We start from the raw sequence: 26109 nt of genomic DNA, 5'->3' as shown, positions 1-26109 counted from the left end.
CTCAAAGCTCCTTCAGAACATCCATCACAAGTGCAGAAGCTGGGATGCCACTTCCTTGCCATTGTCGTCAAGGACGCGCACCAGCACCTGCTTCACCACGGCGTGGGCAGGGTATTGTCCCAGCCCTTCAATGCGTCGATATTGTTTGAACTGCAAGGCCTGCTTCACCAGGGGTTCGGTCGCAGCCCAGGGTTTGCCATCCTGCACACCTGAGGCGCTCAACTCGAACCGGCCATTGAAATCGGGCTGCGCCCGCCCGCCCTGCTGCATGACCAGCAGCCTGAATTTCAGTGTGCCGGCACCCGCAGGCTCCACTTCCAGCCCCCGCACCGACACGCTTTTGCCTGTAGCAGGCAGCAGGTGCTCAAAAAACCCGAGGTCGGTGCGCAGGGCCTGGTTATCGGCCTCCAGCGTCTTGACCTGCTCGGCCAGCCGCGCCTGCGTGGCGCGCTCCGCCTTGATCAGGCTGTCGGCCACATTGGCCAGCGCTTGTGCCCGGTCTCGCTCTTGCGACACATTATCGAGTTGCTGCTTGAGCGACTCCACCTGCTGCACCAGGCTTTGCCCCCCTCTGCCAATGCCCGCCAGGTTCTTGCCGAACTCGAAAGCCCACAGCGCCAAAGCCGCGGAAAAACCCAGCATGAGGGCCACCATGGCCCAGCGCACAGGCCAGGGCACATGGCTGCGCACCGACATGCGGGGCGCGCTGATGGACAGGCGCCGTCGAAGCAAGCGCCAACGCATCAGGGCAACACAGGTACGAGGGTCAGGCCCAGGTGTTCATCCAGGCCGCACATCAGGTTCATGCACTGCACGGCCTGACCGGAAGCACCCTTGGTCAGGTTGTCTTCCACCACCAGCACCATCACGGTGTCAGGCAGCGGGCGATGCACGGCGATGCGCACGGTGTTGCTGGCCCGCACGCTGCGGGTTTCAGGGGCACTGCCAGCCGGCAGCACGTCGACGAAACGCTCACCCTGGTAGAAGGCTTCGTAGATGGCCTGCAGATCAGCCGCCTGGCCTTCACTGTTGAGGCGCGCGTACAAGGTGGAATGGATGCCCCGGATCAACGGCAGCAGGTGCGGCACAAACAGGCAGTTGACACGGTCATCACCCGCAATGGTGCGCAACTGCTGGTTGATTTCGGGACCATGGCGGTGGCCCTTCACGCCGTAGGCCTTGAAGTTGTCCGAGGCCTCAGCCATCAGGGTGTGCACTTCGGCCTTGCGGCCCGCGCCGGACACCCCTGAAGCGCAATTGGCGATCAGGTGGGTCGGATCGATCAGCTTGTGCTTGAGCAAAGGCGCAAAGCCCAGTTGCACCGACGTCGGGTAGCAACCGGGGTTGCCGATGACGCGGGCCTTCTTGATGGCTTCGCGATTCAGTTCGGGCAGGCCGTACACGGCTTCAGCCAGGATGTCCGGACAGGTGTGGCCCATGCCATACCACTGCTCGAATACGGCCGTGTCCTTGAGGCGGAAATCAGCTGCCAGGTCGATCACCTTGACGCCAGCGGCAAGCAGTTCGCGAGCCTGGGCCATCGCCACACCATGAGGGGTGGCAAAGAACACCACATCGCACTCGGTCAGCTTGGCATCGTCAGGCGTCACGAAGGCCAGGTCGACATGACCACGCAGGCTCGGGTACATGTCCGACACCGGCATGCCAGCCTCCTTGCGGCTGGTGATGGCCTGAATGCGAACCTCAGGGTGCTGCGACAGCAGGCGCAGCAGTTCAACTCCGGTGTAGCCCGTGCCACCAACGATACCGACCTTGATCATGAGATACCTTCTTCTACCTGGCTGGAAAGCCGAGTCCGACATTGTAGAAAGGATGCCGCAACTCGACGTATGAGAATGTGACGCACCAAGAAAAAACCCGCCAGGGCATGACGCCAGGCGGGTTTGGTGCACAGAGCCAGATGAACCGGCTCCGGGCGGGTCGGGGATCAGCGCTTGCTGAACTGCTTACGACGACGAGCGCCGTGCAGACCGACCTTTTTACGTTCGACTTCACGGGCATCGCGAGTCACGAAGCCTGCGCGGCTCAGTTCGGACTTCAACGCTGCATCGTAGTCGATCAGAGCGCGGGTCACGCCGTGGCGCACAGCGCCAGCTTGACCGGATTCGCCACCACCGTGCACGTTGACCTTGATGTCAAACGCTTCGGCGTTGTTCGTCAGCACCAGAGGTTGCTTGACGATCATGATCGAAGTCTGGCGGCCGAAGTACTGTTCAACAGGCTTGCCGTTGACGACGATCTGGCCGGTGCCCTTCTTGATGAACACGCGAGCGACCGACGACTTGCGACGGCCAGTGCCATAGTTCCAATTACCGATCATGGCCACTCCTTAGATTTCCAGGGGCTTCGGGTTCTGGGCAGCATGCGGATGCGTGTCGCCAGCGTAAACCTTCAGCTTCTTGATCATGGCGTAGCCCAGGGGACCCTTGGGCAGCATGCCCTTGACGGCCTTTTCGAGGGCGCGACCAGGGTGCTTGGCTTGCATGTCCTTGAACTTGGTGCCGTAGATGCCGCCCGGGAAGCCCGAGTGACGGTAGTACACCTTGTCAATGGCCTTGTTGCCAGTGACACGAATCTTGTCCGAGTTGATGACGACGATGAAGTCACCGGTGTCGACGTGCGGCGTGTAAATGGCTTTGTGTTTTCCACGCAGACGGAGAGCGACTTCGCTGGCCACTCGTCCGAGCACCTTATCGGTGGCGTCGATCACAAACCACTCGTGTTGCACTTCGGCCGGCTTGGCGCTGAAGGTCTTCATGAGATTTCCTAAGTGGTTAAAACTGGCTGACTGCTACCTTTGGTGCCACTTCTTATGTTGTGACCCGAAAACGGGACCACAGGCGTGGTGGCCTCTCCGGCAGCGCAGACATCTCTGAAAGAGACATCCAATTCACTGCGAATTCTCCCGGCAGCCATGACGGGAATTGCGGATTCTATACGTAAACACCGCAAGCCGGCAAGAGGCACACTATCGTGCAATTTATGGCATCAAACGCGCACGGCTTGATGCAGGTGCTTGCGCGGACCGGTGAATTCCCATAGAGTGCGGGAAAACCCTAGGTTCACCCGGGTGCAGCCGTGCTGTGCCAGCCGACGACACAAGGGGATCAGACCATGACCAAACATTCGACCGAATCAGAGCAGCTGGATCGCTTCGGCCTGGAAGAAGGCCCGGTCAGCGCCCCGACTGAACACCATCACTGGATTCCCATCCGTGATCTGCACGCGCGCCATCGCCCGCGCATCCTGGAGCACCTGCTCACGCTGGATGAGCGGGATCGCTATCTGCGCTTCGGCTTCCAGGTGAACGAGGAGCAGATCCGCCGGTATGTCGCTTCCATCGACTTCCACCGCGACGAGGTGTTTGGCATCTTCAACCGCAAGCTGGAACTGGTGGCGGTGGCCCATCTGGCCGGCATGCCGGGTGACCAAAATCGCGGCAAGGCCATGGAGTTTGGCGTATCGGTGCTGCACAGTGGCCGAGGCAAGGGGCTGGGCATGCGCCTGTTCAACCACGCCATGATGCATGCCCGCAACCGCGGCGCCAGCCACATGATGATCCATGCGCTGACGGAAAACGCCCCCATGCTGCGCATCGCCATGAAGGCCGGTGCCACCATCGAGCGTGACGGCCCGGATGCCGAAGCCTGGCTGAAGCTCCCCCCTGACACGGTGGGCACCCACATCGACAGCTCGATTCAATCGATTGCCGCCGAACTGGTCTACCGCGCCAAGTACCAGGCCCTGCACCTCAGCGACTGGATCAAGCACCAGGTGTCTTGAGCTGCAAACGCTGAAACACCCCGGAACAAGCGCCCCTTATCCGGGGATATACACACAGGCATGCATGGATAACATCATGCGCATGGAGTTCTCACATGCGCCTTGATCCCATCTTGTTGGGCACAGCCGGCGTCGCAGTACTGGTCGGGTGGCTTCTGCATGTCATCTGGATGGCGCTGAAACGGCGGCGAGCAGCCATCTGGCCACATCAGTGGCATCTCAACGCCCGCCCGGTCTTCACCACTGAAGAGCGTGCGCTGTTCCGCGCACTGCAGGCCGCCTTGCCCAACCACGTCATCCTGGCCAAGCTCAATGTGATGCGTTTTTGCCAGCCCGCACAAGGGTTTGACGCCCGCCGCTGGTATGACCGGCTGCAAACGCTCAATGTCTCGTTCGCCATCTGCACCATCAACGGCACCGTGATGAGCGTGATCGACCTCGAATCGCGGCACAAGCCGCAATCTTCGCGGTCGCAGCGCATGAAGGAGACCGTACTCGAATCGGCACGCGTGCGCTATCTGCGCTGCCAGTCCGGGCAATGGCCCCAAGGTGCCTTGCTGGCCCCGTGGGTACTGGGGCAAAACCACATCGCCTCGCCTGAGCCGTCCGTGCTCCCATCTCAACCAGCCACCCCCATCAGCAACGCCGGGAATGAAATTGCCCGCAAGCTCAAGGCGCGGCGTGCGGAGCGGGCGGCTCGCTGGGCAGAGTCGAGCTTTGCGCAGGACTCGTTCTTCTCGATGGACAGCCGGTTTGACGGTGTCAACCTGAGCGAACCCATGCCCCTGGAAAGCGAACAGGCCGTCTCCCACAAGAAGACGGCCTGAACATCAGGGCCCGGCATCAGGCCCCAGGCCTGATGCGACTGCCGGATCAACCAGCCAGCAATGCGTTGACACGGCGGACATACGCCGCAGGATCTTCCAGCTGACCACCCTCGGCGAGCATGGCCTGATCAAACAGGATGTGTGCCAGCTCGTCAAAATGTGCGCTGGTTTCAAGCTTCCTGACCAACGCGTGGTCCGGGTTCACCTCCAGAATCGGCTTCACCTCGGGCGCCGTCTGACCAGCCTGCTTGAGCAGACGCGCCAGATGGGCACTCATGTCACCCGACTCGGTGACCAGACAGGCCGGCGAATCAACCAGGCGCGTGGTCACGCGGACATCCTTGGTGCGTTCGCCCAAGGCGGCCTTCAGGCGCTCCAGCACAGGCTTGAAGGTGGCCGCAGCTTCTTCGGCCTTCTTCTTCTCTTCCTCGTCTTGCAGGCTTCCCAGGTCAACCGCCCCCTTGGTGACGTTCTGGAGTGGCTTGCCCTCGAAGTCATACAGGTGCGACAGCAGCCATTCGTCGACGCGGTCGGTCAACAACAGCACCTCGATGCCCTTCTTCTTGAAGAGCTCCAGTTGCGGGCTGTTGCGCGCTGCTGTGAGGCTGTCGCCCGTGATCACATAGATGGCCTCCTGGCCTTCTTTCATGCGAGAGACGTAATCGGCCAATGACACGGATGGCTCGCCCGACTCGTCATGCGTCGACGCAAAACGCAGCAGCTTGGCCAGACGTTCGCGGTTGGCAAAGTCTTCACCCACACCTTCCTTGAGGACGGCACCGAACTCCTTCCAGAAAGCGGCGTATTGCTCGCGCTTGGCCTGGTCTTCGTTGTTGGCAAGGTCTTCGAGCATCGCCAGCACGCGCTTGGTACACCCCTCGCGAATGGCCTTGACGTCACGGCTTTCCTGCAGGATTTCGCGGCTGACGTTGAGCGGCAGGTCCGCGCTGTCAACCACGCCCTTCACAAAGCGCAGGTAGCTGGGCAGCAGGGCTTCAGCGTCGTCCATGATGAAGACGCGCTTCACATAGAGCTTCAGGCCACCACGCTTGTCGCGGTTCCACAGGTCATACGGTGCGTGCTTGGGCACGAACAGCAGTTGGGTGTATTCACTGCGACCTTCGACGCGGTTGTGCGTATAGGCCAGCGGGTCATCGTGGTCATGGCTGAGCTGCTTGTAGAACTCGTGGTACTGCGCTTCGGTGAGGTCGCTCTTGCTGCGCGTCCACAGTGCAGCGGCCTGGTTGACGGTCTCCCATTCGTCACGGGTGACCTGCTCGCCCTTGTCCTGGTCCCACTCTTCCTTCTGCATGAGGATGGGCAGGGAGATGTGGTCACTGTATTTGCCGATGATGCCGCGCAGCTTCCAGGCCGTCAGGAACTCATCTTCACCTTCACGCAGGTGCAAGATGATGTCGGTGCCACGTACTGGCTTGGAGATGGTCTCGACCTCGAAATCGCCCGTGCCCTCGCTGATCCAGCGGACACCCTCTTCGGCCGACAGGCCGGCGCGGCGCGATTCCACGGTGATCTTGTCGGCCACGATGTAGCCACTGTAGAAGCCAACGCCGAACTGACCGATCAGCTGTGCATCTTTTTGCTGGTCGCCCGAGAGGCGCCCCATGAAATCCTTGGTGCCACTCTTGGCAATGGTGCCCAGGTGATCGATGGCTTCCTGCGCACTCATACCGATGCCGTTGTCACGGATGGTGAGCGTGCGTGCTGCCTTGTCGATCAGGATGCGCACCTCGAGGTTCGGAGCATCTTCGTAGAGCGCGCTGTTGTCCAGAGCCTCGAAACGCAGCTTGTCGCAGGCATCGGACGCGTTCGAGATCAGCTCACGCAGGAAGATTTCCTTGTTGGAATACAGCGAGTGCGTGACCAAGTGCAGCAGTTGCTTGACTTCGGCCTGAAACGAGAGGGTCTGTTTGTCCATGGTGTGCTTGTTGTGAAGACAAGGTTGACGTTGATCTGTCGGCCGCCTTGCGGCCGCGCTCGCCAGATGGCGGCTGACACGCCAATTTCAAGAGCCGCGATGTTGTCGCAACTTTTTCACAGCAGGCTCTTGCGCACCACCAAAAAAGTGTCATACAATCTAAGTCTTGTTGGCGCTTTAGCTCAGCCGGTTAGAGCGACGGAATCATAATCCGCAGGTCCGGGGTTCGAATCCCTGAAGCGCCACCACTATACAAAGGCCCCGTACGCTGTTCTGGCGCACGGGGCTTTTCTACAAAGTTACCGATCTTCTACAAAAGTCATCTAGGGGGGTGCCTTTTCAAGAGAAGGCGTGCCAAACTAGGTGCGACGATTGACATCGTCAGAACAATGAGAAAGCTCTCAACAGGGAGTCGGATTTCAACACTCCGACAGAACGAGGTTCATATGAGCAGCACCAAAAAAGCCAACACCGCAACTGGCGCACCGGCGAAACCTACGACTACCTCAGTGCCCACTTCCAAACCTGCGCTGACTCGTGCCGAGATGCATGTTCAGATGGTGAAATCTTCAGCCGCACCACTGCCTAGTGCAGGCTCGTTCATCCAACAAGTTAACGGTTTTGGCACCCCTATGAATTCGGGGGTCAACTCCTTCGCGGGGGTGTAAATGCCAGCTTGGGGAGAGCTACAACAAGAAATTGAACAACTGGCCAACAACGGCGATCCATTTCCATTGGATACCGTTCGCAGAAAATATTTGGCAGCACTCAGCTCCAAAACGGGCCGGACAACAATCGTGTACTACTCTGGGTGGCTCTCTGGTCAGGCCGTGACCCCGCTATCTATTATCAACGATGATGACAAAGTGGGCTTTATGCAAGCGGTCCACAAGGTTGATCACAACGTCGGCCTAGACTTGATACTTCATACCCCAGGCGGTTCTGTTACCGCTGCTGAGTCGATTGTTGATTACCTCCTGAAGGTCTTCAACGGAGACATTCGAGTGGTGGTGCCTCAGATAGCGATGTCTGCAGGAACAATGATTGCCTGCGCATCTCGCGAGATCCTTATGGGCAAGCAATCCAACCTTGGGCCAATCGATCCACAGGTCAATGGCTTACCTGCGTACGGTGTATTGGATGAGTTTGACCGAGCGGTCAAAGAGTCGACGGACGTCGGCGCCTCCCGCATGTGGCAAACGATCATCAGCAAGTATCACCCAACGTTTCTCAATAGCTGCGAACACGCCATCAAGCTTTCAAAAGAAATCGTGAAACGATGGCTTGAACAAAGCATGTTCAAAGACGATCCAAAGGCGAAAAGCAAGTCCAACAAGGTTGTCCGGGCGCTTTCCAGCCGTGAAGAAAATAAGGAGCATGGGCGTCATATACATGCAGAGCGTTGCCGGGACATTGGTCTGAATGTCACATGCCTAGAAGATGATCAAGAGTTGCAAGATCTAGTTCTCACAGTGCACCACGCTTGCTGCCATACGATGGTCAGAGCAAACGTGTTGAAGTTGATTGAGAACCACAATGGCGCGGCTTACCTGCGCTTGGGTGCTCCATCGTGAGGACTACCGCAACGGTTTAACTCACCCGCCCACGTGCCGCTCACATAGTGCTCCGTCATCTCGTGCCGTTGGTGCCACAGCAGGCGCTGAAAAGCGCCACAGGTCACTAAGGTCCGGGGTTCGAATCCCTGAAGCGCCACCAGAATTCAAAAAGCCACCCCATGGAGTGGCTTTTTTCTTGCCGGCTAACGAAGCGATCAGGCCTTCAGGCGTGCCGCAATGCTGGCCACGCGCGCGCCGTATTGGCGAGCGGTTTCAATGTCACCTTCAGGAATGGCGTCAGCGCCAGCATCCGACGGGGCTTGAACCAGCAGACCGACCGAGCCGCCCAGGTTGTTCACGTCCTGACGGGTCGAGGCTTGCTTGTTGGCGGGCATCAGGCCCAGGCTCACCCAGATGCCGCCGTGCTGCGACGCCAGGGTCTGCAGGCCGATCAAGGTGACTTGCTTGTCGCCGTTCAGGCTGGCGCTTACCGAGAAGCCGCCAAACACCTTGTCTTGCCAGGCGCGCACGAACCAGGCCTTGGAGCTGGCGTCGGCAAACTTCTTGAACTGCCACGGGGCCGAGCCCATGTAGGTCGGCGCACCAAAGATGATGCCGTCGGCGGCAGCCAGCTCTTCCCAGGCGGCTTCGGGCAGGTTGCCTTGTTCATCGATGGCGAGCAGCGAGGCCTTGGCGCCTTCAGCGACGGCAGCTGCAACACGTTGGGTATGGCCATACCCGGAGAAATACACGACGACAGTCTTTGCCATGTCAGGCCTTTCAAAATGGATGGATCAAGGCGAACATGGTATTTGCGGACGCATGACCGCGCAGACAGCCCCCTGATCAAGCCCCTGACGCCGAGGTAAGTACTTTACAAGTCGGCCGATTTCTATTTCACGCACGGACAGCGCACCAGGCGGTCACGCCCTTGCGCCTTGCCTTGCAGCAGTGCCTGATCGGCCTTGTAGATGGCATGCGCCATGTCGTCGCCCTCGCACACGCCAGCCAGGCCCACCGTGACCGACAGGTGCAAGGTTGGGCCCCGGTCCAGGTCCAGCGGAGTCTGCCTGACCTTGCGAAGCAGGCGCTCAGCCAGCACCGAGGCCCCCTCACCATCCGAGCACAGCAGCATGACCAGAAACTCTTCTCCGCCCCAGCGAACCAGGGTGTCCGAATCACGCAAGGCGCCGCGCAGGCACTGCGCCACATGCTTGAGTGCTTCGTCGCCAACAGGGTGACCAAAGGTGTCATTGACCGACTTGAATCGATCGATGTCGATCATCGCCAGATACAGGTGATCACCACTTCGATGGGCATCCTTGCAACGCAGGTCAAACAGGTTTTCCAGGCCGTGTCGCAGCGGCAGGCCGGTGAGCGGGTCTTCGCGCATGGCGAACTGCACCACGCGGTGACGCAATTCCACCAGGCCTGAGATCATGGCCGACTGGTTGTTTTCATAGGCTGCCAGCGCCTCGGGGTCGGCGCCACGGCCTTCCAGCACGGCCGTGCACATGGCTCGCACCGCGTCGTGCATGCGCGTGTGCGCCCCATCGATATCGGCAACCAGGCCTGAATCGAATTCAGCCAGATGGGCCCGCTCGCGCACGAACCACTGACCAAACTGACAGTGGAGATGCGCTTGCGGTCGCATCATGTCGTCGCCTGGCGTTTTTCTCAGCAAAGCGCAACGAAGCAACTTCTGATTCCACGCCAGATGCGCCTGGATTCCGGAATCAATTCCCTGCAGCAGTGCGTCAAGACTCATCAAAACAGCTTTCAAATTGCGGTGGGCTATTTGTCCATTGTCCAGCTTATACATGTATGTTTACCTTGCTGTAACGCGCAAGACCATCACATATCGGCACGAACAGCTGGGCTTTCATGCAGTAATGCGAATCATTACTGTTAACATGAGGTATGACAGTTATGAGGACCCTCATGCACACCCCCCACTCGACGCGCCGCACCATGCTGAAAAAGCTGGGCGCACTGACCAGCCTCGCAATCGCTGCTATCGGTGCATCCTTGCCTGCCCACGCAGACGACAAGGTGCTCAACATCTATTCGGCCCGCCATTACCAGACAGACGAGTCGCTCTACAGCAACTTCACCAAGCAGACCGGCATCCGCATCAACCGGATCGACGGCAAGGAAGATGAGCTGATGGAGCGACTACGCAATGAAGGTGCCAACAGCCCGGCAGACATCCTGATCACGGTGGATGCGAGCCGGCTGGAACTGGCTGACCGCATGGGCCTGTTCCGCAAGATCAACTCCCCGGTGCTCAACAGCCGCATTCCGGCCAATCTGCGCACCGACACCTGGGTGTCGTTCTCGACCCGTGCCCGCGTGATCGTGTTCAACAAGCGCATGATCAAGCGCGACCAGGTTCAGACCTATGACGACCTGGCCAACCCGAAACTCAAGGGCATGGTCTGCGTGCGGGCCGGCAACCACCCCTACAACCTGTCGCTGGGTGCCGCCATGATTGCCCACGAAGGCGAAGCCAAGACCGAAGCCTGGGCCCGCGGCCTGGTGGCCAACTTTGCCCGTGAACCCAAGGGTGGCGACATCGACCAACTGCGCTCGGTGGGTGCCGGTGAATGCGGGGTGGCTATTTCCAACAGCTATTACCTGGCCCGCCTGATGCGCTCGACGCAACCGGAAGACCGCAAGACGGTGGAATCGCTGGGCCTGGTGTGGCCCAACCAGCAGACTTGGGGCACGCACATCAATGTGTCGGGTGCGGGCATCATCAAGTCGGCCCCGCATGCCGATGCCGCCATCAAGTTCATGGAATACCTGGCCAGCGACGCGGCTCAGGTGTACTTTGCCGATGGCAACAACGAGTGGCCGGCGGTGCCGAGCGTGAAGGCCGACAACCCGGCCCTGCGCACGATGGGCCAGTTCAAGGCCGACAGCCTGCCCGTCGAGCAATTGGCCAAGAACGTGGCCACTGCCCAGAAGGTGTTCGACCGCGCTGGCTGGCGTTGAACCCGCTCAGGGCTGGCGGCTGTCCCGTCGGCCCTGTGCAATCTGCCGGCTGAGCACGATCAGCGGCAGCAAGCCCACCACCACGATCGCCAGTGCCGAGGTTGATGCCTCGGCCAGGCGCTCATCGGAGGCCAGGGTATAGGCCTGGGTCGCCAGCGTGTCGAAGTTGAAGGGACGCAGCACCAGCGTGGCCGGCAACTCTTTCATCACATCGATGAAAACCAGCAAGGCCGCGGTCAGCAAGCTCCCCCTCAGCAACGGGAAATGCACCCGCCACAAGGTCCTGGCCGGGCTCAGCCCGAGGCTGCGCGCGGCGTCATCCATGTGGGTGGTGATCTTCTGCAGCCCCGCATCAATGCCCTGCACCGCCGGGGTCAGGAAGCGCACCACGCACGCATAGACCAGACCGATGATGCCGCCGGTCAACAACAACCCGGGGTTCGTGCCCGTGGCCGCCGTGATCGCATTGATCAGCCACTGATCCAGACGCGACATGGGAATCAGCACCCCCACAGCGATCACGGTTCCTGGCACGGCGTAACCCAACCCGGCCATGCGGTGCACCCCGCGCATCAACCAGGAGGCCGATTTCAGGCGCGAGGCATAGCCCAGCACCACGGCCAGCATCACAGCCAGCACAGCCGTGATGCCCGACACCGTCACGCTATTGCGTGCCAGTTCGATGAAGCGGGTACCGAACTGCGCATCGCCCTTGGTGACGGCCATGTAGAGCAGGTCTCCGGCCGGCACCAGAAACCCGCCGGCCAAAGGCAACAGGCAGGCCAGCACTGCCAGCCAGGCCCGCATGCCATGCAATCGCCGCCCCTGGGGGGCTGCCCGGCGGTTGGTGGTGTCATGAAAACGGGCACGGCCGCGCGACAGGCGCTCCAGCGCCAGCACCAGCACCACAAAGCCCAGCAAGGCGACAGACAGTTGCGCCGCCGCCACCCGGTCGCCCAGTGAGAACCAGGCCCGGTAGATACCGGTGGTGAAGGTCTGCACACCAAAGTAGGACACCGCGCCGAAGTCGGCCAGCGTCTCCATCAAAGCGAGGGCCACACCTGCTGCAATGGCCGGTCGCGCCAGCGGCAAGGACACCCGCCTGAAACTGGCCCATGGGCCCAGCCCCAGCGAACGCCCCACCTCCAGCATGCCGCCTGCGCGTTCCAGAAACGCCGTGCGGGTGAGCATGTAGACATAGGGGTAGAGCACCAGGCAGAACATCACCACGGCCCCACCGAGCGAGCGCACGTCGGGGAACCAGTAGTCGGCGCGGGTCCAGTCAAAGGTGTCGCGCAACCAGGTCTGCACCGGCCCGACAAACTGCAACAGGTCGGTGTAGGTATAGGCCATCACGTAGGCAGGCACTGCCAGCGGCAGCACCAGGGCCCACTCGAAGGTGCCACGCAAAGGGAAGTCATAGCGCACCACCAGCCAGGCACTGCCCACCCCCAGCATGGCGGTGCCGACCCCCACCCCCACGCACAGCACCAAGGTAGACCAGATATAGGAACCCAGCACCGTGTCGACCAGGTGATGCCAGGTGTCGCCCGTACCAGACATGAAGACATGCGCCAGGACGGACAGGATGGGCACCGCCATCAGGATGCCGACCAGGAAGGACACCATCGACAGCCAGCTGAACTCGGGTTTTGGTGGGAAATCGCTCACTTGGATACTGCGGGGCTCATAATTCGTACTGAGAATTATCCTCATTTCAAACCCATCACACCATTTTTCGAGCCATGTCCGGTCAATCCACCCCGACTTTGTCGTCCACACTGGACCTCGCCGCACCTTGGTTGACGGTGGAACACGTGAGCCTGAGCTACGGTGCCCGCAAGGTGCTGGATGACATCAGCTTCCAGTTGCCGCGCGGTGCCATCGGCTGCCTGCTCGGCCCCTCGGGCTGCGGCAAGACCACCGCGCTGCGTGCGATTGCGGGCTTCGAGCCGGTCACGGCAGGCACGATTGCGCTGGATGGTCAGGTGGTGAGCGCCCCCGGCCGCATCACGCCGCCGGAAAAGCGCCGCATCGGCATGGTGTTCCAGGACTACGCGCTCTTCCCCCACCTCACAGTCGCGGACAACGTGGGATTCGGCATCAAGGGCCGCCCGCAAGCCAGCGAGCGCGTGGCCGAGATGCTGAAACTCGTCGGCCTGGATCAGGCTGGTCAGCGCTATCCGCATGAGCTGTCGGGTGGGCAGCAACAACGCGTGGCCCTGGCCCGCGCCCTGGCCCCCGCTCCCAGCCTGGTGCTGCTCGACGAACCATTTTCGAATCTGGATGTGAGCCTGCGCGAGCATCTGGCCGGTGAAGTGCGCGAGATCCTCAAGCGCACGCAGACCACGGCCATCCTGGTCACCCACGACCAGCATGAAGCCTTCGCGATGGCCGATGCCATTGGCGTGCTGGCAGACGGTGTGCTGCAGCAATGGGGCACCGCCTATGGTCTGTACCACCAGCCGGCCAACCAGCGCGTGGCCAATTTCATCGGGCAAGGCGCCTTCGTCAAGGCCACGGTCATGGGCCCGCATCAGTTGCGCATGCCCTTGAGCCAGCAGGACCCCGACGCCTGCGAGGTGCGAACCACCGACACGATCACCCTGCCGCCCGGCACCCCCATTGACCTGCTGTTGCGTCCTGATGACGTCGTGCACGACGACCGCAGCGACATCCGGGCCGAAGTGCGGCACAAGGCGTTTCGCGGCGCCGAGATTCTCTACACGCTGCGCCTGAGCAACGGTGAGGAGGTGCTGGCCATGGTACCGTCGCACCATGATCACGCGCTGGGTGAAGCCATCGGCATCCGGCTCAGCCTGGATCATGTCGTTGCCTTCCCTTCTGCAAGCGTGCATGCCTGATACCGCCACCATCCTGCCTGCCCTGATCCTGGCCGCTGGCCGGGGTGAGCGCATGCGACCCCTGACCGATACCACCCCGAAGCCGCTGTTGACCGTGCAGGGCAAGCCGCTCATCGAATGGCACCTGGCGGCCCTGGCTCGCGACGGTGTGCGCGATGTGGTCATCAACACGGCCCACCTCGAAGAACAATTCGAACCCACACTGGGAGATGGCAGCCGCTGGGGGCTGCGCATCCGTTACTCGCACGAACGCGCCGACCATGGCGGCGCACTGGAAACCGCCGGTGGCATCGCCAAGGCTCTGCCCATGCTGGGTGATGCCTTCTGGGTGCTGGCCGGCGATGTGTTCGTGCCGGACTTCCACTTCTCGCCCGAGGCAGCCCACCGTTTTGTCGCCAGCAGCGACTGGGGCCATCTCTGGCTGGTGTCCAACCCTGCCCACAACCTCAAGGGCGACTTCGCGCTGACACCGCAAGGTCGTGTGGCACAGAAGGCCGACCTGCCAGCCGACACTCCCAGCTGGACCTACTCGACCATCGGGCTCTATCGCCCTGACATGGTGGCCACGGTGACAGCCGGCCAGGCCGCTGCCCTGAAGCCCTGCCTGGACCGTGCCATCGCTGCGGGCCGCCTGGGTGGTCATCTCTATGAGGGTCGCTGGACCGACGTCGGCACACCGCAGAGATTGCAACAACTCAACGAAACGGCCTGATCCTTCACCTGCAGGGCTGGCCCGACAGGCAGGGGTGCCTTAAAATCGGCGCTCCCTCAACAGCCCCTGGATCTACACCATGAACCGCTGTCTCGTGACGGCCTCGGCCTGCCTGGCCCTGGCTGTGCCGGCCATTGTGGCCGCCCAGGTTCAACGCAACTTCCCCGCCAACGCACTGCGCGGCGAAATCGTCGTCACCGCTCCCCCTGAAATTCTGCTCAACGGCAACGCAACCCACCTGGCCCCAGGTGCGCGCATCCGTGATCAGAGGCAGATGGTGGTCATGTCGGGTGCCCTGGTCGGACAAAAGCTCGTCGTGAACTACACGCTCGAGCAATATGGCCTGGTGCTCAATGCGTGGATCCTCCGCCCCGAAGAAATCGCCAAGCTGTGGCCCCGCACCCCTGAAGAGGCCGCGAAGTGGATCTTCGATCCCATTGCCCAGACCTGGACCAAGCCCTGAGCCGTACCGAAATGAGTGTTGATACCCCGCAAAAGAAGGTCTACATCAAGACCTATGGCTGCCAGATGAATGAATACGACTCGGACAAGATGTCCGACGTCATGAATGCTGCCAAAGGCTATGTGCCCACCGACAACCCCGAAGAAGCCGACCTGATCCTCTTCAACACCTGCTCCATCCGTGAGAAGGCGCAGGAAAAGGTGTTTTCCGACCTGGGCCGCGTCAAACACCTGAAGGAAAAGGGTGTGCTGATTGGCGTGGGCGGTTGCGTGGCCAGCCAAGAAGGCGCGTCGATCATTGAGCGCGCGCCCTATGTGGACGTGGTCTTTGGCCCGCAAACCCTGCACCGCCTGCCTGCCATGCTGGAAAAGCGCCAGCAGCAAAAGCGCCCGCAGGTCGACATCAGCTTCCCCGAGATCGAAAAGTTCGACCACCTGCCGCCGCCGCGCAAGGAAGGCGCCTCCGCATTTGTGTCGATCATGGAAGGCTGCTCGAAGTACTGCAGCTACTGCGTGGTGCCCTACACCCGCGGCGAAGAGGTCTCGCGCCCCTTCGATGACGTGCTGACCGAAGTCGCCGACCTGGCCGACCAGGGCGTCAAGGAAGTCACCCTGCTGGGCCAGAACGTGAATGGCTACCGCGGCAAGATGGGCGACACCACCGAGATCGCCGACTTCGCCATGCTGCTCGAATACGTGGCCGAGATCCCCGGCATCGAGCGCATCCGCTTCACCACCAGCCACCCCAACGAGTTCAGCCAGCGCCTGATCGATGTCTATGGCAAGACCAGCAAGCTGGTCAACCATGTGCACCTGCCCGTGCAGCATGGTTCCGACCGCATCCTGATGGCCATGAAGCGCGGCTACACGGTGCTCGAATACAAGAGCACCATCCGCAAGCTGCGCGCCGTGCGCCCGAACATCAGCCTGTCAACCGACTTCATCGTGGGCTTCCCCGGCGAGACGGACGAAGACTTCGACAAGCTGATGAAGCTGGCCACCGACCTCGAGTTCGATGCATCCTTCAGCTTCATCTACAGCGCCCGCCCCGGCACACCGGCTGCCTCGCTGCAAGACGATGCACCGTATGAAGTGAAGCTCAAGCGTCTGCAGACGCTGCAGGCCTATCTGGAATCGAACGTGCAGCGCTACAGCGAAGCCCTGGTCGGCACAACCCAGAAGATCCTGGTGGAAGGCCCCAGCCGCAAGGACCCGAGCGAGCTGATGGGTCGCACCGAGTGCAACCGCATCGTCAACTTCCCGGCCGGCCCGACACAGGCCTTGCGTGACCGCCTCGTCGGTCAGCTGATTGATGTGGACATCACGCAGGCATACCCGCATTCGCTGCGGGCGCAACTCAAGCTGAGCTGATCAGATCAGCCCGAGCAATCGGGCTGCACCGCGGGCCGCCATGCGGCCTTCATCGGTAGGCACCACCCAGACGTCAACCGGACTGTCGGCCACGTGGATCGGACCCTCGCCCTTGGAAGGCAATTGCTGGTTCGCCTCGGACGACAACTGGACACCGAGGTGTGCCAGGCCCTGCACGATGCGCTCGCGCACGATGGCATCGTGCTCACCGATGCCGCCAGTGAACGCAATCGCATCGACCCCGCCCATGCAGGCCACCAGCCCACCGCCCTCGCGCACGGCACGGTGCACGAACACATCGATGGCCATGGCTGCACTGGGCGCATCGCTCTGGTGCAAGGCACGCATGTCCGATGAGAGGCCCGACAAGCCCTTGAGACCCGACTGTTTGTAGACCAGGGTCTCGATGCGTTCTTCTGTCCAGCCCTGGCTGAGCAGATGCAAGATGACGGCCGGATCGAGGTTGCCGCAGCGCGTGCCCATCACCAGGCCGTCCACCGCCGAAAAGCCCATGGTGGTCGCCACGCTGTGGCCATTCAGCACGGCACAGGCACTGGCCCCGTTCCCCAGGTGGTAGGCCAGCACACGGCCCTGAGCCCGTGGTGTCAGCTCTGCGAGCCGCCCCATCACATAGGCATACGACAGGCCATGGAAGCCGAAGCGGCGCACCCCTTGCTCATACAACTCGTTGGGCAGGGCAAAACGTTGCTCTACTTCCGGCAGCTTGGCGTGGAAAGCCGTATCAAAACAACCGATCTGCGGCACCCCAGGCCAGTGGGCCTCGAACCGCCGCACCCCATCGAGGTTGTGCGGCTGGTGCAGCGGCGCCAGCGAATTGAGCTGGGCCAGCGCCGTCATGATGGGACCGTTGAGCCGAACCGGTTCAAAGAAATGGTTGCCCCCGTGAACAATGCGGTGAGCGACCGCCAGCACGTCCACCTCGCCATCGGCGTGCAATGCGCGCTCAAGCTCGTGCAAGGCCTTCATGAAAGGGTCGCCAGGCTGTCCGGCTTCCACTTCATCATCCAGCTTGAGCCCATCGATGGTCTGAGTCATCACCGCTTCACCGATGTCGTCACCCTCGATCGGATAGGCGGCGTACTTCAGGGTGGAAGATCCGCAATTGACGCTCAGGACCACGCGGGGCCGGCGAGCATGTTCGATAGGAGTCATGGGCAGCTAGGGCAATCAGGGTTGATGTTCGGCGTAATAGGCCGCCACACGCAGGGCAAAGGCCACCGATGCCACGCGGGAAGCGACACCATCTGCGCGGCTGGTCAGGGCCACCGGCACACGCAGGCCCAGCACCACACCGCAGGAGGCCGCACCGCCCAGGTATTCAAGCTGCTTGGCCAGCATGTTGCCCGACTCCAGATCGGGCACGATGAGGATGTCGGCATCGCCTGCCACAGGAGACTCGATGCCCTTGATGCGGGCGGCCTCGACCGAGATCGAATTATCGAAAGCCAGCGGGCCGTCGAGCGTGGCACCCTTGATCTGACCGCGGTCGGCCATCTTGCACAAGGCTGCGGCATCCAGCGTCGAGGCGATCTTGGCCGTCACCGTTTCAACAGCCGACAGCAAAGCCACCTTCGGGTTGGCGACGCCCAGCGCATGGGCCGCATCGATCGCGTTCTGCACGATGTCGACCTTCTCCTCCAGCGTGGGCTGGATGTTGAGCGCCGCATCCGAGATCAGCAGCGGCTTGGTGTACATCGGCGCATCCATGCGGAAGATGTGCGATGCCCGGCGCTTGGTACGCAGCGTCGGGTTGGCAATCAGGGCGTGCATCAACTCATCGGTGTGCAGGCTGCCCTTGAGCATCATGACTGGCACCTGCTTGCTCACCAGATCAGCGGCCCACAACGCCGCCTGCTCAGCAGCGGCATGGCTGTGCGCGACCGACTCGATGCGCAGGCCATTGAGGTCCAACCCTTCTTCTTCGGCAATGGCGCGCAGACGGGCTTCTGGCGCAAACACCACCGGCTCGATCAGCCCCATCTCGGTGGCACGCAGCACCGCGCGCAGGGCTTCGCCTTCACACGGATGCACCACACCACACAGGGTAGGCGTTGGGCGCTGGGCTGTTTCCAGGAAGGCCTGCAAACGCTTTTCCGGATCGAACACGTGGATGGCAGGCAAGGCCATACGCGGCCGGCGGATCTTCTCGGTCGGCGCCATCACCAGCGCTTCGCCCGTGATCACCGCTTCCTGCTTCTGGTTGGTGACCTGGCAATCGAGCACCACGGTCTTGCGCTCGGGGTTCATCTGGGACACGGTGACCGCAACCGTGAGCGTGTCACCCAGGTGCACCGGCTTCAAAAACTTCAGCGACTGGGACAGATAAATGGTGCCCGGACCGGGGAACTGCGTGCCCAGGACGGACGAGATCAGCGCGCCCCCCCACATGCCATGACCGATCACGCCATGAAAACGGGTGGCATCGGCATAGGCCTTGTCCAAATGAGCCGGGTTCACATCCCCCGACACCGCCGCAAAAGACTGCACATCCTCAACAGTCAAGGTCCGGATCAAGCGTGCGGACTGCCCGATCTGGATCTCGTCAAACGGTACGTTTTCGATCAGTTCTTCCTGGGTCATCGTCACATCCATTTGGTTTGGCACCAACAGGCGCCCTTTGGCCAACATCATGGCACGCAGTCATGCTGCACTGCAATAATGTCATGTCCATGACCGTACGGAATGTGACGAACGCCCCCGTGCGCCTCAGGCTGCGCTGGTGATGTGACGCGCGGCTGCACGCCCGGTGAGGATGCAGCCGGACAGGAATGTTCCTTCCAGCGAGCCCTCGCCATTTGAGCCGCCCCCGCCAAAACCGGCCGCCTCGCCCACGGCGTAGAGGCCAGGCATCGGCTGTCCGGCCATGTCCAGCACCCGGCTGCTCAGGTCGGTCTGGATGCCGCCCATCGACTTGCGCGTCAAGATGCGGCAGCGGATGGCGATCAACGGACCTGCGCCGGGGTCGAGCACACGCTGGAAGTTGCAGGTACGCAGGCGGTCACCCGTCCACTTGCGCAGGTGGGCGATGCGGCGCAGCTGGTCATCGTTGTGGAAACGCGGACCGCGCGCGATCTGGTCGTCGTAAGGCTTGATTTCAGCGGCCAGGGTATCAGCCGACAAACGCTGGTTGCCGGCCAGCGCATTCATCTTGTTCACCAGCTCCGGCAGCGTCTGGGCCTGCACGAAGTCAGGGCAGGCGCCCAGCAACTCGTCCACCAATGCACTGTTGCCCGTCAGCAGGATCTTGATGAAAGGCAGGATGCGCCGGTCACGGATCATCTGGTTGTGGTCTGCCCCTGATGCGGCCAGCTCGCGGTCGGCAATGCGGCGATTGAGGATCTGCCAGGTGTAGGGCCATTGGTTGCGCGAAATGTGCGCCACCATCTCGCGGGTATCAAAAGCCGTCACGAAAGGCACAGGGCCAATGCGCCGGCCGTCCGGGTCCATCCACAAGCCCGACTTGGTGGGCACCAGGCTCAGGCCATGTCCAGGAAACTGCGGCTGAGGATGGTCCACGCCAGCGGCGTAGTTCCACATCTGGTCCAGATGGGTGACGTTGCCACCGACCCGCGTGACTTCGTCGTGGAGCAGGCCATCGGCATCCGGATGAGAGCCATTGAGCAACTCGGCAGGGGCTGCGCCCCACTTGGCTGGCCAGTGCTGGCGCACCCGCTCAAGGTCACCCGTTACCCCACCGGTGGCCACCACGGTCTGCGCAGCCACGAGCTCGAATGACTGGCCCGAGGCCTCGTCCACCCCCATGCAGCCGGTGATGCGGCCACCAGCCTGCAGCAGGCCTGTGACCTTGTGGCGGAAACGAACGGTGAGCTGACCACTCGACTGAAAGGGCTTCAAAGCCGCCATCAGCGTCGTGATCATGTGGCGAGACGAGCCCCAGATGACGTGATAACGAGGCACCGAGTTGCCGGGCTTCATCCAGCCGCGCTCAACCCATTGGACCGCCGGGATGAAGCGCAAGCCGTGCCCCCGCAGCCACTCGTAGACATCGGGTACACAGCGATCGATGTAGTGCTCGGCCCAGCGTCGAGGCCAGACATCCTCGGCGCCAAATTCGGCAAAGCTCAGCCAGTCCTGCAGCGCCAGCTCGCGGCTATCCCGGATGCCCGCTCGACGCTGCAAAGGGGTGTCAACCAGCGCCATGCCACCAAAGGCGTGCATGGCCAGCCCACCCATGGCTGATTCCGGCGCCCGATCCAGCAGGCAGACCCGCTGCCCCTTGATCAGCAATTCCAGTGCGGCAACCACACCGGCCATCCCCGCCCCGATGATCAGGGTGTCCGCCCCTTGGGGGCTGTTCTGCGTCTGAGCCATTCGTCACAACTTCCTGTACACGATGCCCGCATCACGCGGACATTTGAGCCTTGCAGTGTGGCGACCAGGCAGCTACAGAACTATCAGCTGCCCGACGATTGACCGGAAATCAGATACCCATCTTGCCCAGAATCTCCATGAGTTCCTGCAGGCCTGCCGACAGATAGGGGTGCTCGGATGCGAAACGGCTTTCAATTTCGCGAGCGCGATCGGTCAGCTCCGACTCCCCCTCCCCTTTGGCACCGGATTGCAGGGTCTCGTGGATGTCCTTGTCCAGTGTTTCGAGCAGGGTCTTGAGTTCCGGGTCGAGCTTGCCGCTGCTGGCCAGTTCGCCATGCAACTGGGCCAGGGTGGTCTTGAGCTTGGTGACGTCCATAGTTGTATCTCCTCTTTGTGATGATGCTAGCGCAGCGCAGCTGCGGCGTCCTTGAGCGCATCGCACAAGGTTTCAACCTGCTCGACCGTGTGGGCCGAGGACAACGATATGCGCAAGCGGGCGGTGCCGGCAGGTACCGTGGGTGGCCTGATGGCCGGCACCCAGACGCCCTTGGCATCCAAATGGGCCATGACAGCCAACGCATCTTCATTGCTGCCGATCACCAGCGGCTGGATCGCCGTGTCGGATGGCAGCAAGGTCCAGGGCAGTTTGGCCTCGTCCACACGGCGGCGCAAGGTGGCCTGCAAGGTGCGCAGATGATCGCGCCGCCAGGCTTCATCCTGCATGACCTGAACACTGGCGCACAGGGCCTCGGCCACCATGGCTGGCGCCGCAGTGGCAAACATATAGGTACGGGCCTTTTGCAGCACCCACTCGACCATGCTGGGTTCGCCCGCCACAAAGGCCCCGGATACGCCCGCCGCCTTGCCCAGCGTTGCCATGTAGATGAGACGGTCCATGCGACCTTGCCACCCGGCCGCCAGCCCGTCACGCCCTGCCATGCGGTAATGCGACAAGGTGCCTTCACCCTGATCACCCAACACGCCGAAGCCATGGGCATCGTCGATCATGAGCCAGGCGTCGTAGCGCTCGCACAGGGCCATGAGGGCCGGCACATCGGCCACATTGCCGTCCATGCTGAACACCGCATCGGTGACCACCAGCTTGCGTCGCGCCGTGCTGCTGGCCAGCGCAGCCTCCAGCGCAGCCAGATCCGCGTGCGGCATCACATTCAGCTCGGCCCGCGACAGGCGAATGCCATCGATCAGGCAGGCATGGTTGAGGGCATCGGAAAACACCGCGTCGCCCTTGCCGACCAGCGCAGGCACGATGCCCACATTGGCCGCATAGCCCGCATAGAAATAAAGCGCGCGCGGCAGGCCCACCATGCGAGCCAGCGCCAGCTCCAGGCGCTCGTGGGCCGGGCTGTGCCCACAGACCAGCGGTGACGCAGTGGCGCCCACGCCGTAATGCCGGGCCGCATCACAGGCCGCCTGGATCAGTGCAGGATGCTGAGACAAGCCCAGATAGTCATTGCTGCCAAACGACAGCCGGGCTTGTCCATCAATCAGGTAGGTGGTGCCACGCAGATGCTCGTCTGCCGGCGTGAGGTCCACAGGCGGGACCAGCGGCTCGACCTGCCGGCGACGGCGCATCAGGTGCGCCGCCTCGCGCTCGGCGAGTTCCTTTTCAAACAGTGCAGTCATGGGCCAAGGGTACCAGCTTGCCGCCAGCCCCTCACCGCATCACTCGTTCCAGGCAGCGAACAAGCCCTGGCGTGCTGCCTCGGTGATGGCGGCCACACCGGGGTGGGTGATGCGGCGCTCCACCGTGATCACGAAGAAGTCTTCCGTCAGATCTGGCGCCTCGCCCAGCAGGGTGATGTCACCCATGCGGCGCACCGCTGCGTCCAGCACCATGGGCGCCATGAATACGCCATGTCCCTGCTGGCCCAGCGTGTTGAGCAAGGCACCGTCGTCAAACTCGCCCACCAGCCGCGGACGCAGCTTGTGTCGAGCCAGCCAGGGCGCCAGCTTGGCACCCAGCGCCGACTCCACACCCGGTGCCAGCAAGGGCGCTCCGTCCACGCAATGCGGGAAGCACCCGGACAAGGTCGCCGCAAGCTCTCGCGTGGCATAGAAACCCACACTGGAGCCACCCAGCCGGTGGTTGAAGGCGTTCACGCTGAGGTTCGGCGGCAAGGGCGTGTCGGACAGCACCAGATCCAGTCGGTGCACCGCCAGCTCTGCCAGCAGGCTGTCGAACTTCCACTCCCGGCACACCACCTTGAACGCCTGCTTGGCTGTGAGCACCGGCTCCAGCAGACGGCTCACCACCAACTTGGGCACGGCATCCGCCACCCCGATGCGCAACTCCACCGGCCGGGCCACCCCGCGCGGCTGGCGCACGATCTGATCGAGCTCGGAGCCCAGGTTGAAGATGTCTTCGGCATAGCTGAAGGCGAGCTGGCCGGTTTCCGTCAAGTCCAGCGAACGCCCCTTCTTTTTGAAGAGCGGCCGCCCGAAATGGTCTTCCAGCAACTGGATCTGGCCGCTGATGGTCTGGGGCGTGACATGCAGATGATCGGCCGCCTTGACCACGCCCCCCAGGCGAGCCACGGTCCAGAAATACTGCAGGTGCTTGTAGTTCATATCGGTTTTCCCGAAATGTTCATGTCATTTAATCGAATTTACACGAAACAAGCCAGTTCGTAGACTGCATTGGCCGTGGTGCTTTGCTGCGGCACCCCTCTGACTTTGACGAAGGATCACACCATGTCTGACAACTCTCGCCACAACGTGCGTGCCATGGCTTGGGGCCGTCGCGGCCCGGGCGCGGGCATCGAAGACGTTCACTACACCGAAGTGGGTGCCACCGGCATCAGCACCAGCAGCCGCCGCGTGCTGCGCAATACCTATGCCCTGCTGGGCATGAGCCTGGCGTTCAGCGCCGGCGTGGCAGGTGTGGCCATGACCATGCATCTGCCGGCACCCGGCCTGCTGCTCACGCTCATCGGCTTCTACGGCCTGATGTTCCTGGTGCACAAGACGGCCAACAGCGGCGCAGGCGTACTGTCGCTCTTTGCCCTGACCGGCTTCATGGGTTACACCCTGGGCCCGCTGCTCAACGCGGTGCTGTCGATGCAAAACGGCACCTCGGTGGTAGCCAGTGCACTGGGTAGCACGGCCCTGGCTTTCGTCGGCCTCTCCGCGGTGGCCCTGACCACCAAGCGCGACTTCAGCTTCATGGGCAAGTTCCTGTTCATCGGGATGCTGGTTGCGGTCGGCCTGGGCCTGGGCGCCATCTTCTTCTCGATTCCTGCCCTGTCGCTGGCTGTGTCGGGCATGGTCGTGATGCTGATGAGCGGCATGATCCTGATGGAAACCAGCCGCATCGTGCACGGTGGCGAAACCAACTATGTGCTGGCCACCTTGAGCCTGTTCGTGACGGTCTACAACCTGTTCACCAGCCTGCTCGCCCTGTTCGGCATGGGCGGCAACTCGAACGATTGAGCCTGATGGCTCACAGGCCGGACACGTTGGCCGCCACGGTCCGTGCCTGAGCCATCACCCGGTCCACGATCTCGGCCACACTGGCCACGTCGTGGACCAGCCCCTGAGATTGACCGATCAACTGCACGCCATCCACGTGGTTCGCCTCGTGGATGGCTTTGCGCATGGCCAGTGTCGCTGCACCGAAATAGGCCACTTTCACCGCCCCGACCAAGCCCAGCGACAAGGTATCGCGCACCAGGCCGCTCAAGGGTCGGTTCAGCTCACGCGCGGCCTTCACCGATCGGGTGATGGCCACCGGCGGGCTCAACTTGCGAGCGGTGTAGCGCTGACCTCCCGGCGTCTTCATGACACGACAAGGGAAGGTATCGAAGTTGGGCGAGTAGATCGTCTCCTCTGCCTCCTTAGCCAGAATCAGCTGCTTCGTGTCCGGGTGCACCGGGCTTTCCGCCGAGCTGGCGAACCGGGTGCCCATGGCCACGGCGTCGGCGCCCAGCGCCAGCGCTGCCACCAGCCCTCGTCCATCGGCAAAACCACCCGCGGCGATGAGGGGCAGATCGGTCATGTCGCGCACGGCCGGGATCAGCACCATGGATGACACGGCTCCACCATGGGCCGCCGCTTCGTGGCCTGTGACGATCAGGCCATCGACACCGGATTCGATCGCCGAACGCGCATGCTTTTCACTGGACACCGTGGTGATCACCTTGCCACCATAGGTTCGCGCTCGCTCGACCACCCATTCGCCCTTGCCCATCGACACGTTGATGACCGGCACCTGCTCTTGCAGCGCCACTTCGGCGCATTCACTGGCGCCCGGCATCATCAGGCTGCAGCCCACACCAAAAGGCTTGTCAGTCAAAGACCGGATGGTACGGATGGCCTGACGGCAGGCTTCGGGATTCAGGGCGCCAGAAGCCAGGATGCCCAGGCCCCCGGCCTGGCTGACCGCCGCGACCAGTTCGGGCACGGCGATGTAGGTCATGCCTGGCAGCACGATGGGGTGCTCGATACCGAGCAAGGTGGTCAGTCTGGTCTTCATGCGTCAGGTGGCTGGGTCAGTCGGGCAGGCGCAGGCTGCGCGCCAGCTCGGCGGGGTCGGCTTCAGGGTCCCAGGGCCAATGCGCCAGCAACGGGGCCTGGATGCGCGCCTGCAAAGTGACCAGGTTGGCAGCCTGCTCAGGCATGCTCGGGTCAACCACATTGGCGATCCAGCCCGCCAGCCTGAGGCCGCGCGCCAGAATGGCCTCCTGCGTCAGCAACGCGTGGTTGATGCAGCCCAGGCGTACCCCCACCACCATGATCACAGGCAGGGCCAGGCGCAAGGCCAGGTCGGCGCTGGTCGCCCAGTCACCGGGCTCTTCACAAAACGGCACGATGAAGCCGCCCGCCCCCTCCACCACCACGGCATCGGCGTGCTGGCGCAGGGCATGGAAGCTCGCTTCAATATGGCCCAGGTCCACGTGCTCTCGGGCATGGCGCGCCGCGATATGCGGCGAGATGGCGTCAGGCAATGCATAGGGGTTGTCGAAGCTGGATGGCACCTGCAGGCTGGAAGCCTCGCGCAATTGCGCCACATCCTCATTGAGCCAGTAGCCTGGCTGCCCGTCCTCGGGCTCTACCCAATCGCAGCCGGCCGCCACCGGCTTCATGCCAACCACCCGGGCATGCCCGGCCAGACGCAGGGCATGAATCAGGGCGCAGCTGCTGCGGGTCTTGCCAATGCCCGTATCCGTACCGGTCACGAAGTAAGCCGTCATGTCATCATTTCCTCAAA

At 62.2% G+C, this 26109-nt stretch carries 25 protein-coding genes and 1 tRNA gene; 10 read left to right on the top strand and 16 right to left on the bottom strand.

Annotation, left to right across the window (positions count from 1 at the left end; translation table 11 throughout):
• Nucleotides 1-24: 24 nt before the first annotated feature.
• The 4 genes from ACE3PH_RS09740 to rplM all read right to left on the bottom strand — a co-directional run bounded on the left by ACE3PH_RS09740 (nucleotide 25) and on the right by rplM (nucleotide 2779).
• The gene (locus ACE3PH_RS09740; RefSeq protein WP_374318329.1) at nucleotides 25-744 is read right to left on the bottom strand and encodes a DUF6776 family protein; all 720 of its coding nucleotides are present in this window, start codon (nucleotides 742-744) and stop codon (nucleotides 25-27) included.
• Nucleotides 744-1781: an N-acetyl-gamma-glutamyl-phosphate reductase gene (gene argC / locus ACE3PH_RS09735; protein ID WP_374318327.1), complete on the bottom strand. Its 1038-nt coding sequence runs from the start codon at nucleotides 1779-1781 to the stop codon at nucleotides 744-746. Before argC ends, ACE3PH_RS09740 begins: the two co-directional genes overlap by 1 nt.
• Nucleotides 1782-1948: 167 nt before the next feature.
• Nucleotides 1949-2341 (bottom strand): 30S ribosomal protein S9, encoded by a 393-nt coding sequence (gene rpsI / locus ACE3PH_RS09730; protein WP_374318325.1) that lies wholly within the window; start codon nucleotides 2339-2341, stop codon nucleotides 1949-1951.
• A 9-nt stretch (nucleotides 2342-2350) separates the two neighbouring features.
• Nucleotides 2351-2779: a 50S ribosomal protein L13 gene (gene rplM / locus ACE3PH_RS09725; protein ID WP_374318324.1), complete on the bottom strand. Its 429-nt coding sequence runs from the start codon at nucleotides 2777-2779 to the stop codon at nucleotides 2351-2353.
• Between the two features lie 356 nt (nucleotides 2780-3135).
• On the opposite strand from rplM, the gene ACE3PH_RS09720 reads away from it, so the two are divergent.
• Together ACE3PH_RS09720 and ACE3PH_RS09715 are read left to right on the top strand one after the other, a co-directional pair.
• Nucleotides 3136-3804 carry a GNAT family N-acetyltransferase gene (locus tag ACE3PH_RS09720; RefSeq protein ID WP_374318322.1) on the top strand — a complete coding sequence of 223 codons (669 nt, stop codon included), beginning with the start codon at nucleotides 3136-3138 and terminating at the stop codon, nucleotides 3802-3804.
• Between the two features lie 95 nt (nucleotides 3805-3899).
• Nucleotides 3900-4631, top strand: a complete 732-nt coding sequence (locus ACE3PH_RS09715; protein ID WP_374318320.1) for a DUF2726 domain-containing protein — start codon at nucleotides 3900-3902, stop codon at nucleotides 4629-4631.
• 46 nt (nucleotides 4632-4677) lie between these two features.
• Here the strand turns inward: ACE3PH_RS09715 and htpG are convergent, their stop codons facing one another.
• Complete coding sequence (gene htpG, locus ACE3PH_RS09710) at nucleotides 4678-6567, bottom strand: molecular chaperone HtpG (protein WP_374318318.1); 1890 nt, start codon at nucleotides 6565-6567, stop codon at nucleotides 4678-4680.
• 171 nt (nucleotides 6568-6738) lie between these two features.
• Here htpG and ACE3PH_RS09705 point away from each other — a divergent pair.
• Both ACE3PH_RS09705 and ACE3PH_RS09700 read left to right on the top strand, forming a co-directional pair.
• Nucleotides 6739-6815 (top strand) — tRNA-Met (locus ACE3PH_RS09705).
• A 420-nt stretch (nucleotides 6816-7235) separates the two neighbouring features.
• Nucleotides 7236-8141, top strand: coding sequence for an ATP-dependent Clp protease proteolytic subunit (locus tag ACE3PH_RS09700; RefSeq protein WP_374318316.1), 906 nt, complete (start codon nucleotides 7236-7238; stop codon nucleotides 8139-8141).
• 197 nt (nucleotides 8142-8338) lie between these two features.
• Here ACE3PH_RS09700 and ACE3PH_RS09695 read toward each other — a convergent pair whose 3' ends face one another.
• Together ACE3PH_RS09695 and ACE3PH_RS09690 are read right to left on the bottom strand one after the other, a co-directional pair.
• Complete coding sequence (locus tag ACE3PH_RS09695; protein WP_374318314.1) at nucleotides 8339-8893, bottom strand: flavodoxin family protein; 555 nt, start codon at nucleotides 8891-8893, stop codon at nucleotides 8339-8341.
• A gap of 122 nt (nucleotides 8894-9015) precedes the next feature.
• Nucleotides 9016-9780, bottom strand: coding sequence for a GGDEF domain-containing protein (locus ACE3PH_RS09690; protein ID WP_374318312.1), 765 nt, complete (start codon nucleotides 9778-9780; stop codon nucleotides 9016-9018).
• A gap of 284 nt (nucleotides 9781-10064) precedes the next feature.
• Between ACE3PH_RS09690 and ACE3PH_RS09685 the strand changes: the two genes are divergently transcribed.
• Nucleotides 10065-11120: an extracellular solute-binding protein gene (locus tag ACE3PH_RS09685; protein ID WP_374318310.1), complete on the top strand. Its 1056-nt coding sequence runs from the start codon at nucleotides 10065-10067 to the stop codon at nucleotides 11118-11120.
• A 6-nt stretch (nucleotides 11121-11126) separates the two neighbouring features.
• Here the strand turns inward: ACE3PH_RS09685 and ACE3PH_RS09680 are convergent, their stop codons facing one another.
• Nucleotides 11127-12749: an ABC transporter permease gene (locus ACE3PH_RS09680; RefSeq protein ID WP_374318440.1), complete on the bottom strand. Its 1623-nt coding sequence runs from the start codon at nucleotides 12747-12749 to the stop codon at nucleotides 11127-11129.
• Between the two features lie 116 nt (nucleotides 12750-12865).
• Between ACE3PH_RS09680 and ACE3PH_RS09675 the strand changes: the two genes are divergently transcribed.
• From ACE3PH_RS09675 to miaB, 4 genes are all read left to right on the top strand, one after another.
• The gene (locus ACE3PH_RS09675; protein WP_374318308.1) at nucleotides 12866-13984 is read left to right on the top strand and encodes an ABC transporter ATP-binding protein; all 1119 of its coding nucleotides are present in this window, start codon (nucleotides 12866-12868) and stop codon (nucleotides 13982-13984) included.
• Nucleotides 13977-14696: an N-acetylmuramate alpha-1-phosphate uridylyltransferase MurU gene (gene murU, locus ACE3PH_RS09670; RefSeq protein ID WP_374318306.1), complete on the top strand. Its 720-nt coding sequence runs from the start codon at nucleotides 13977-13979 to the stop codon at nucleotides 14694-14696. The genes ACE3PH_RS09675 and murU overlap by 8 nt, the downstream gene beginning before the upstream one ends.
• A 79-nt stretch (nucleotides 14697-14775) precedes the next feature.
• On the top strand, nucleotides 14776-15159 hold the full coding sequence (locus ACE3PH_RS09665; protein ID WP_374318304.1) for a hypothetical protein: 384 nt from the start codon (nucleotides 14776-14778) through the stop codon (nucleotides 15157-15159).
• Nucleotides 15160-15170: 11 nt separating this feature from the next.
• Complete coding sequence (gene miaB / locus ACE3PH_RS09660) at nucleotides 15171-16529, top strand: tRNA (N6-isopentenyl adenosine(37)-C2)-methylthiotransferase MiaB (RefSeq protein ID WP_374318302.1); 1359 nt, start codon at nucleotides 15171-15173, stop codon at nucleotides 16527-16529.
• On the opposite strand, the gene ACE3PH_RS09655 is transcribed toward miaB, so the two are convergent.
• From ACE3PH_RS09655 to nhaR, 6 genes are all read right to left on the bottom strand, one after another.
• Nucleotides 16530-17702 (bottom strand): acetate/propionate family kinase, encoded by a 1173-nt coding sequence (locus tag ACE3PH_RS09655; RefSeq protein WP_374318300.1) that lies wholly within the window; start codon nucleotides 17700-17702, stop codon nucleotides 16530-16532.
• A gap of 15 nt (nucleotides 17703-17717) precedes the next feature.
• Nucleotides 17718-19130, bottom strand: a complete 1413-nt coding sequence (locus ACE3PH_RS09650) for a bifunctional enoyl-CoA hydratase/phosphate acetyltransferase (RefSeq protein WP_374318298.1) — start codon at nucleotides 19128-19130, stop codon at nucleotides 17718-17720.
• A 126-nt stretch (nucleotides 19131-19256) separates the two neighbouring features.
• Nucleotides 19257-20882: an FAD-binding dehydrogenase gene (locus ACE3PH_RS09645; RefSeq protein ID WP_374318295.1), complete on the bottom strand. Its 1626-nt coding sequence runs from the start codon at nucleotides 20880-20882 to the stop codon at nucleotides 19257-19259.
• Nucleotides 20883-20991: 109 nt separating this feature from the next.
• Complete coding sequence (locus ACE3PH_RS09640) at nucleotides 20992-21258, bottom strand: DUF4404 family protein (protein ID WP_374318293.1); 267 nt, start codon at nucleotides 21256-21258, stop codon at nucleotides 20992-20994.
• 26 nt (nucleotides 21259-21284) lie between these two features.
• On the bottom strand, nucleotides 21285-22526 hold the full coding sequence (gene bioF / locus ACE3PH_RS09635) for an 8-amino-7-oxononanoate synthase (protein WP_374318291.1): 1242 nt from the start codon (nucleotides 22524-22526) through the stop codon (nucleotides 21285-21287).
• 39 nt (nucleotides 22527-22565) lie between these two features.
• A complete protein-coding gene (gene nhaR, locus ACE3PH_RS09630) occupies nucleotides 22566-23471 on the bottom strand; it encodes a transcriptional activator NhaR (protein WP_374318289.1) in 906 nt (301 codons plus the stop codon).
• A 123-nt stretch (nucleotides 23472-23594) separates the two neighbouring features.
• On the opposite strand from nhaR, the gene ACE3PH_RS09625 reads away from it, so the two are divergent.
• Complete coding sequence (locus ACE3PH_RS09625) at nucleotides 23595-24332, top strand: Bax inhibitor-1/YccA family protein (protein ID WP_374318287.1); 738 nt, start codon at nucleotides 23595-23597, stop codon at nucleotides 24330-24332.
• 10 nt (nucleotides 24333-24342) lie between these two features.
• Here the strand turns inward: ACE3PH_RS09625 and ACE3PH_RS09620 are convergent, their stop codons facing one another.
• Both ACE3PH_RS09620 and bioD read right to left on the bottom strand, forming a co-directional pair.
• On the bottom strand, nucleotides 24343-25374 hold the full coding sequence (locus ACE3PH_RS09620; protein ID WP_374318285.1) for an NAD(P)H-dependent flavin oxidoreductase: 1032 nt from the start codon (nucleotides 25372-25374) through the stop codon (nucleotides 24343-24345).
• Between the two features lie 16 nt (nucleotides 25375-25390).
• Nucleotides 25391-26092: a dethiobiotin synthase gene (gene bioD, locus ACE3PH_RS09615; protein WP_374318283.1), complete on the bottom strand. Its 702-nt coding sequence runs from the start codon at nucleotides 26090-26092 to the stop codon at nucleotides 25391-25393.
• Nucleotides 26093-26109 lie beyond the last annotated feature (17 nt).

Origin of the sequence: Aquabacterium sp., assembly GCF_041909175.1 — a bacterium.
GTDB lineage: Bacteria > Pseudomonadota > Gammaproteobacteria > Burkholderiales > Burkholderiaceae_C > Aquabacterium.
The sequence above is the reverse complement of the archived record's forward strand: the minus strand, read 5'-3'. Positions and strand labels throughout refer to the sequence as shown.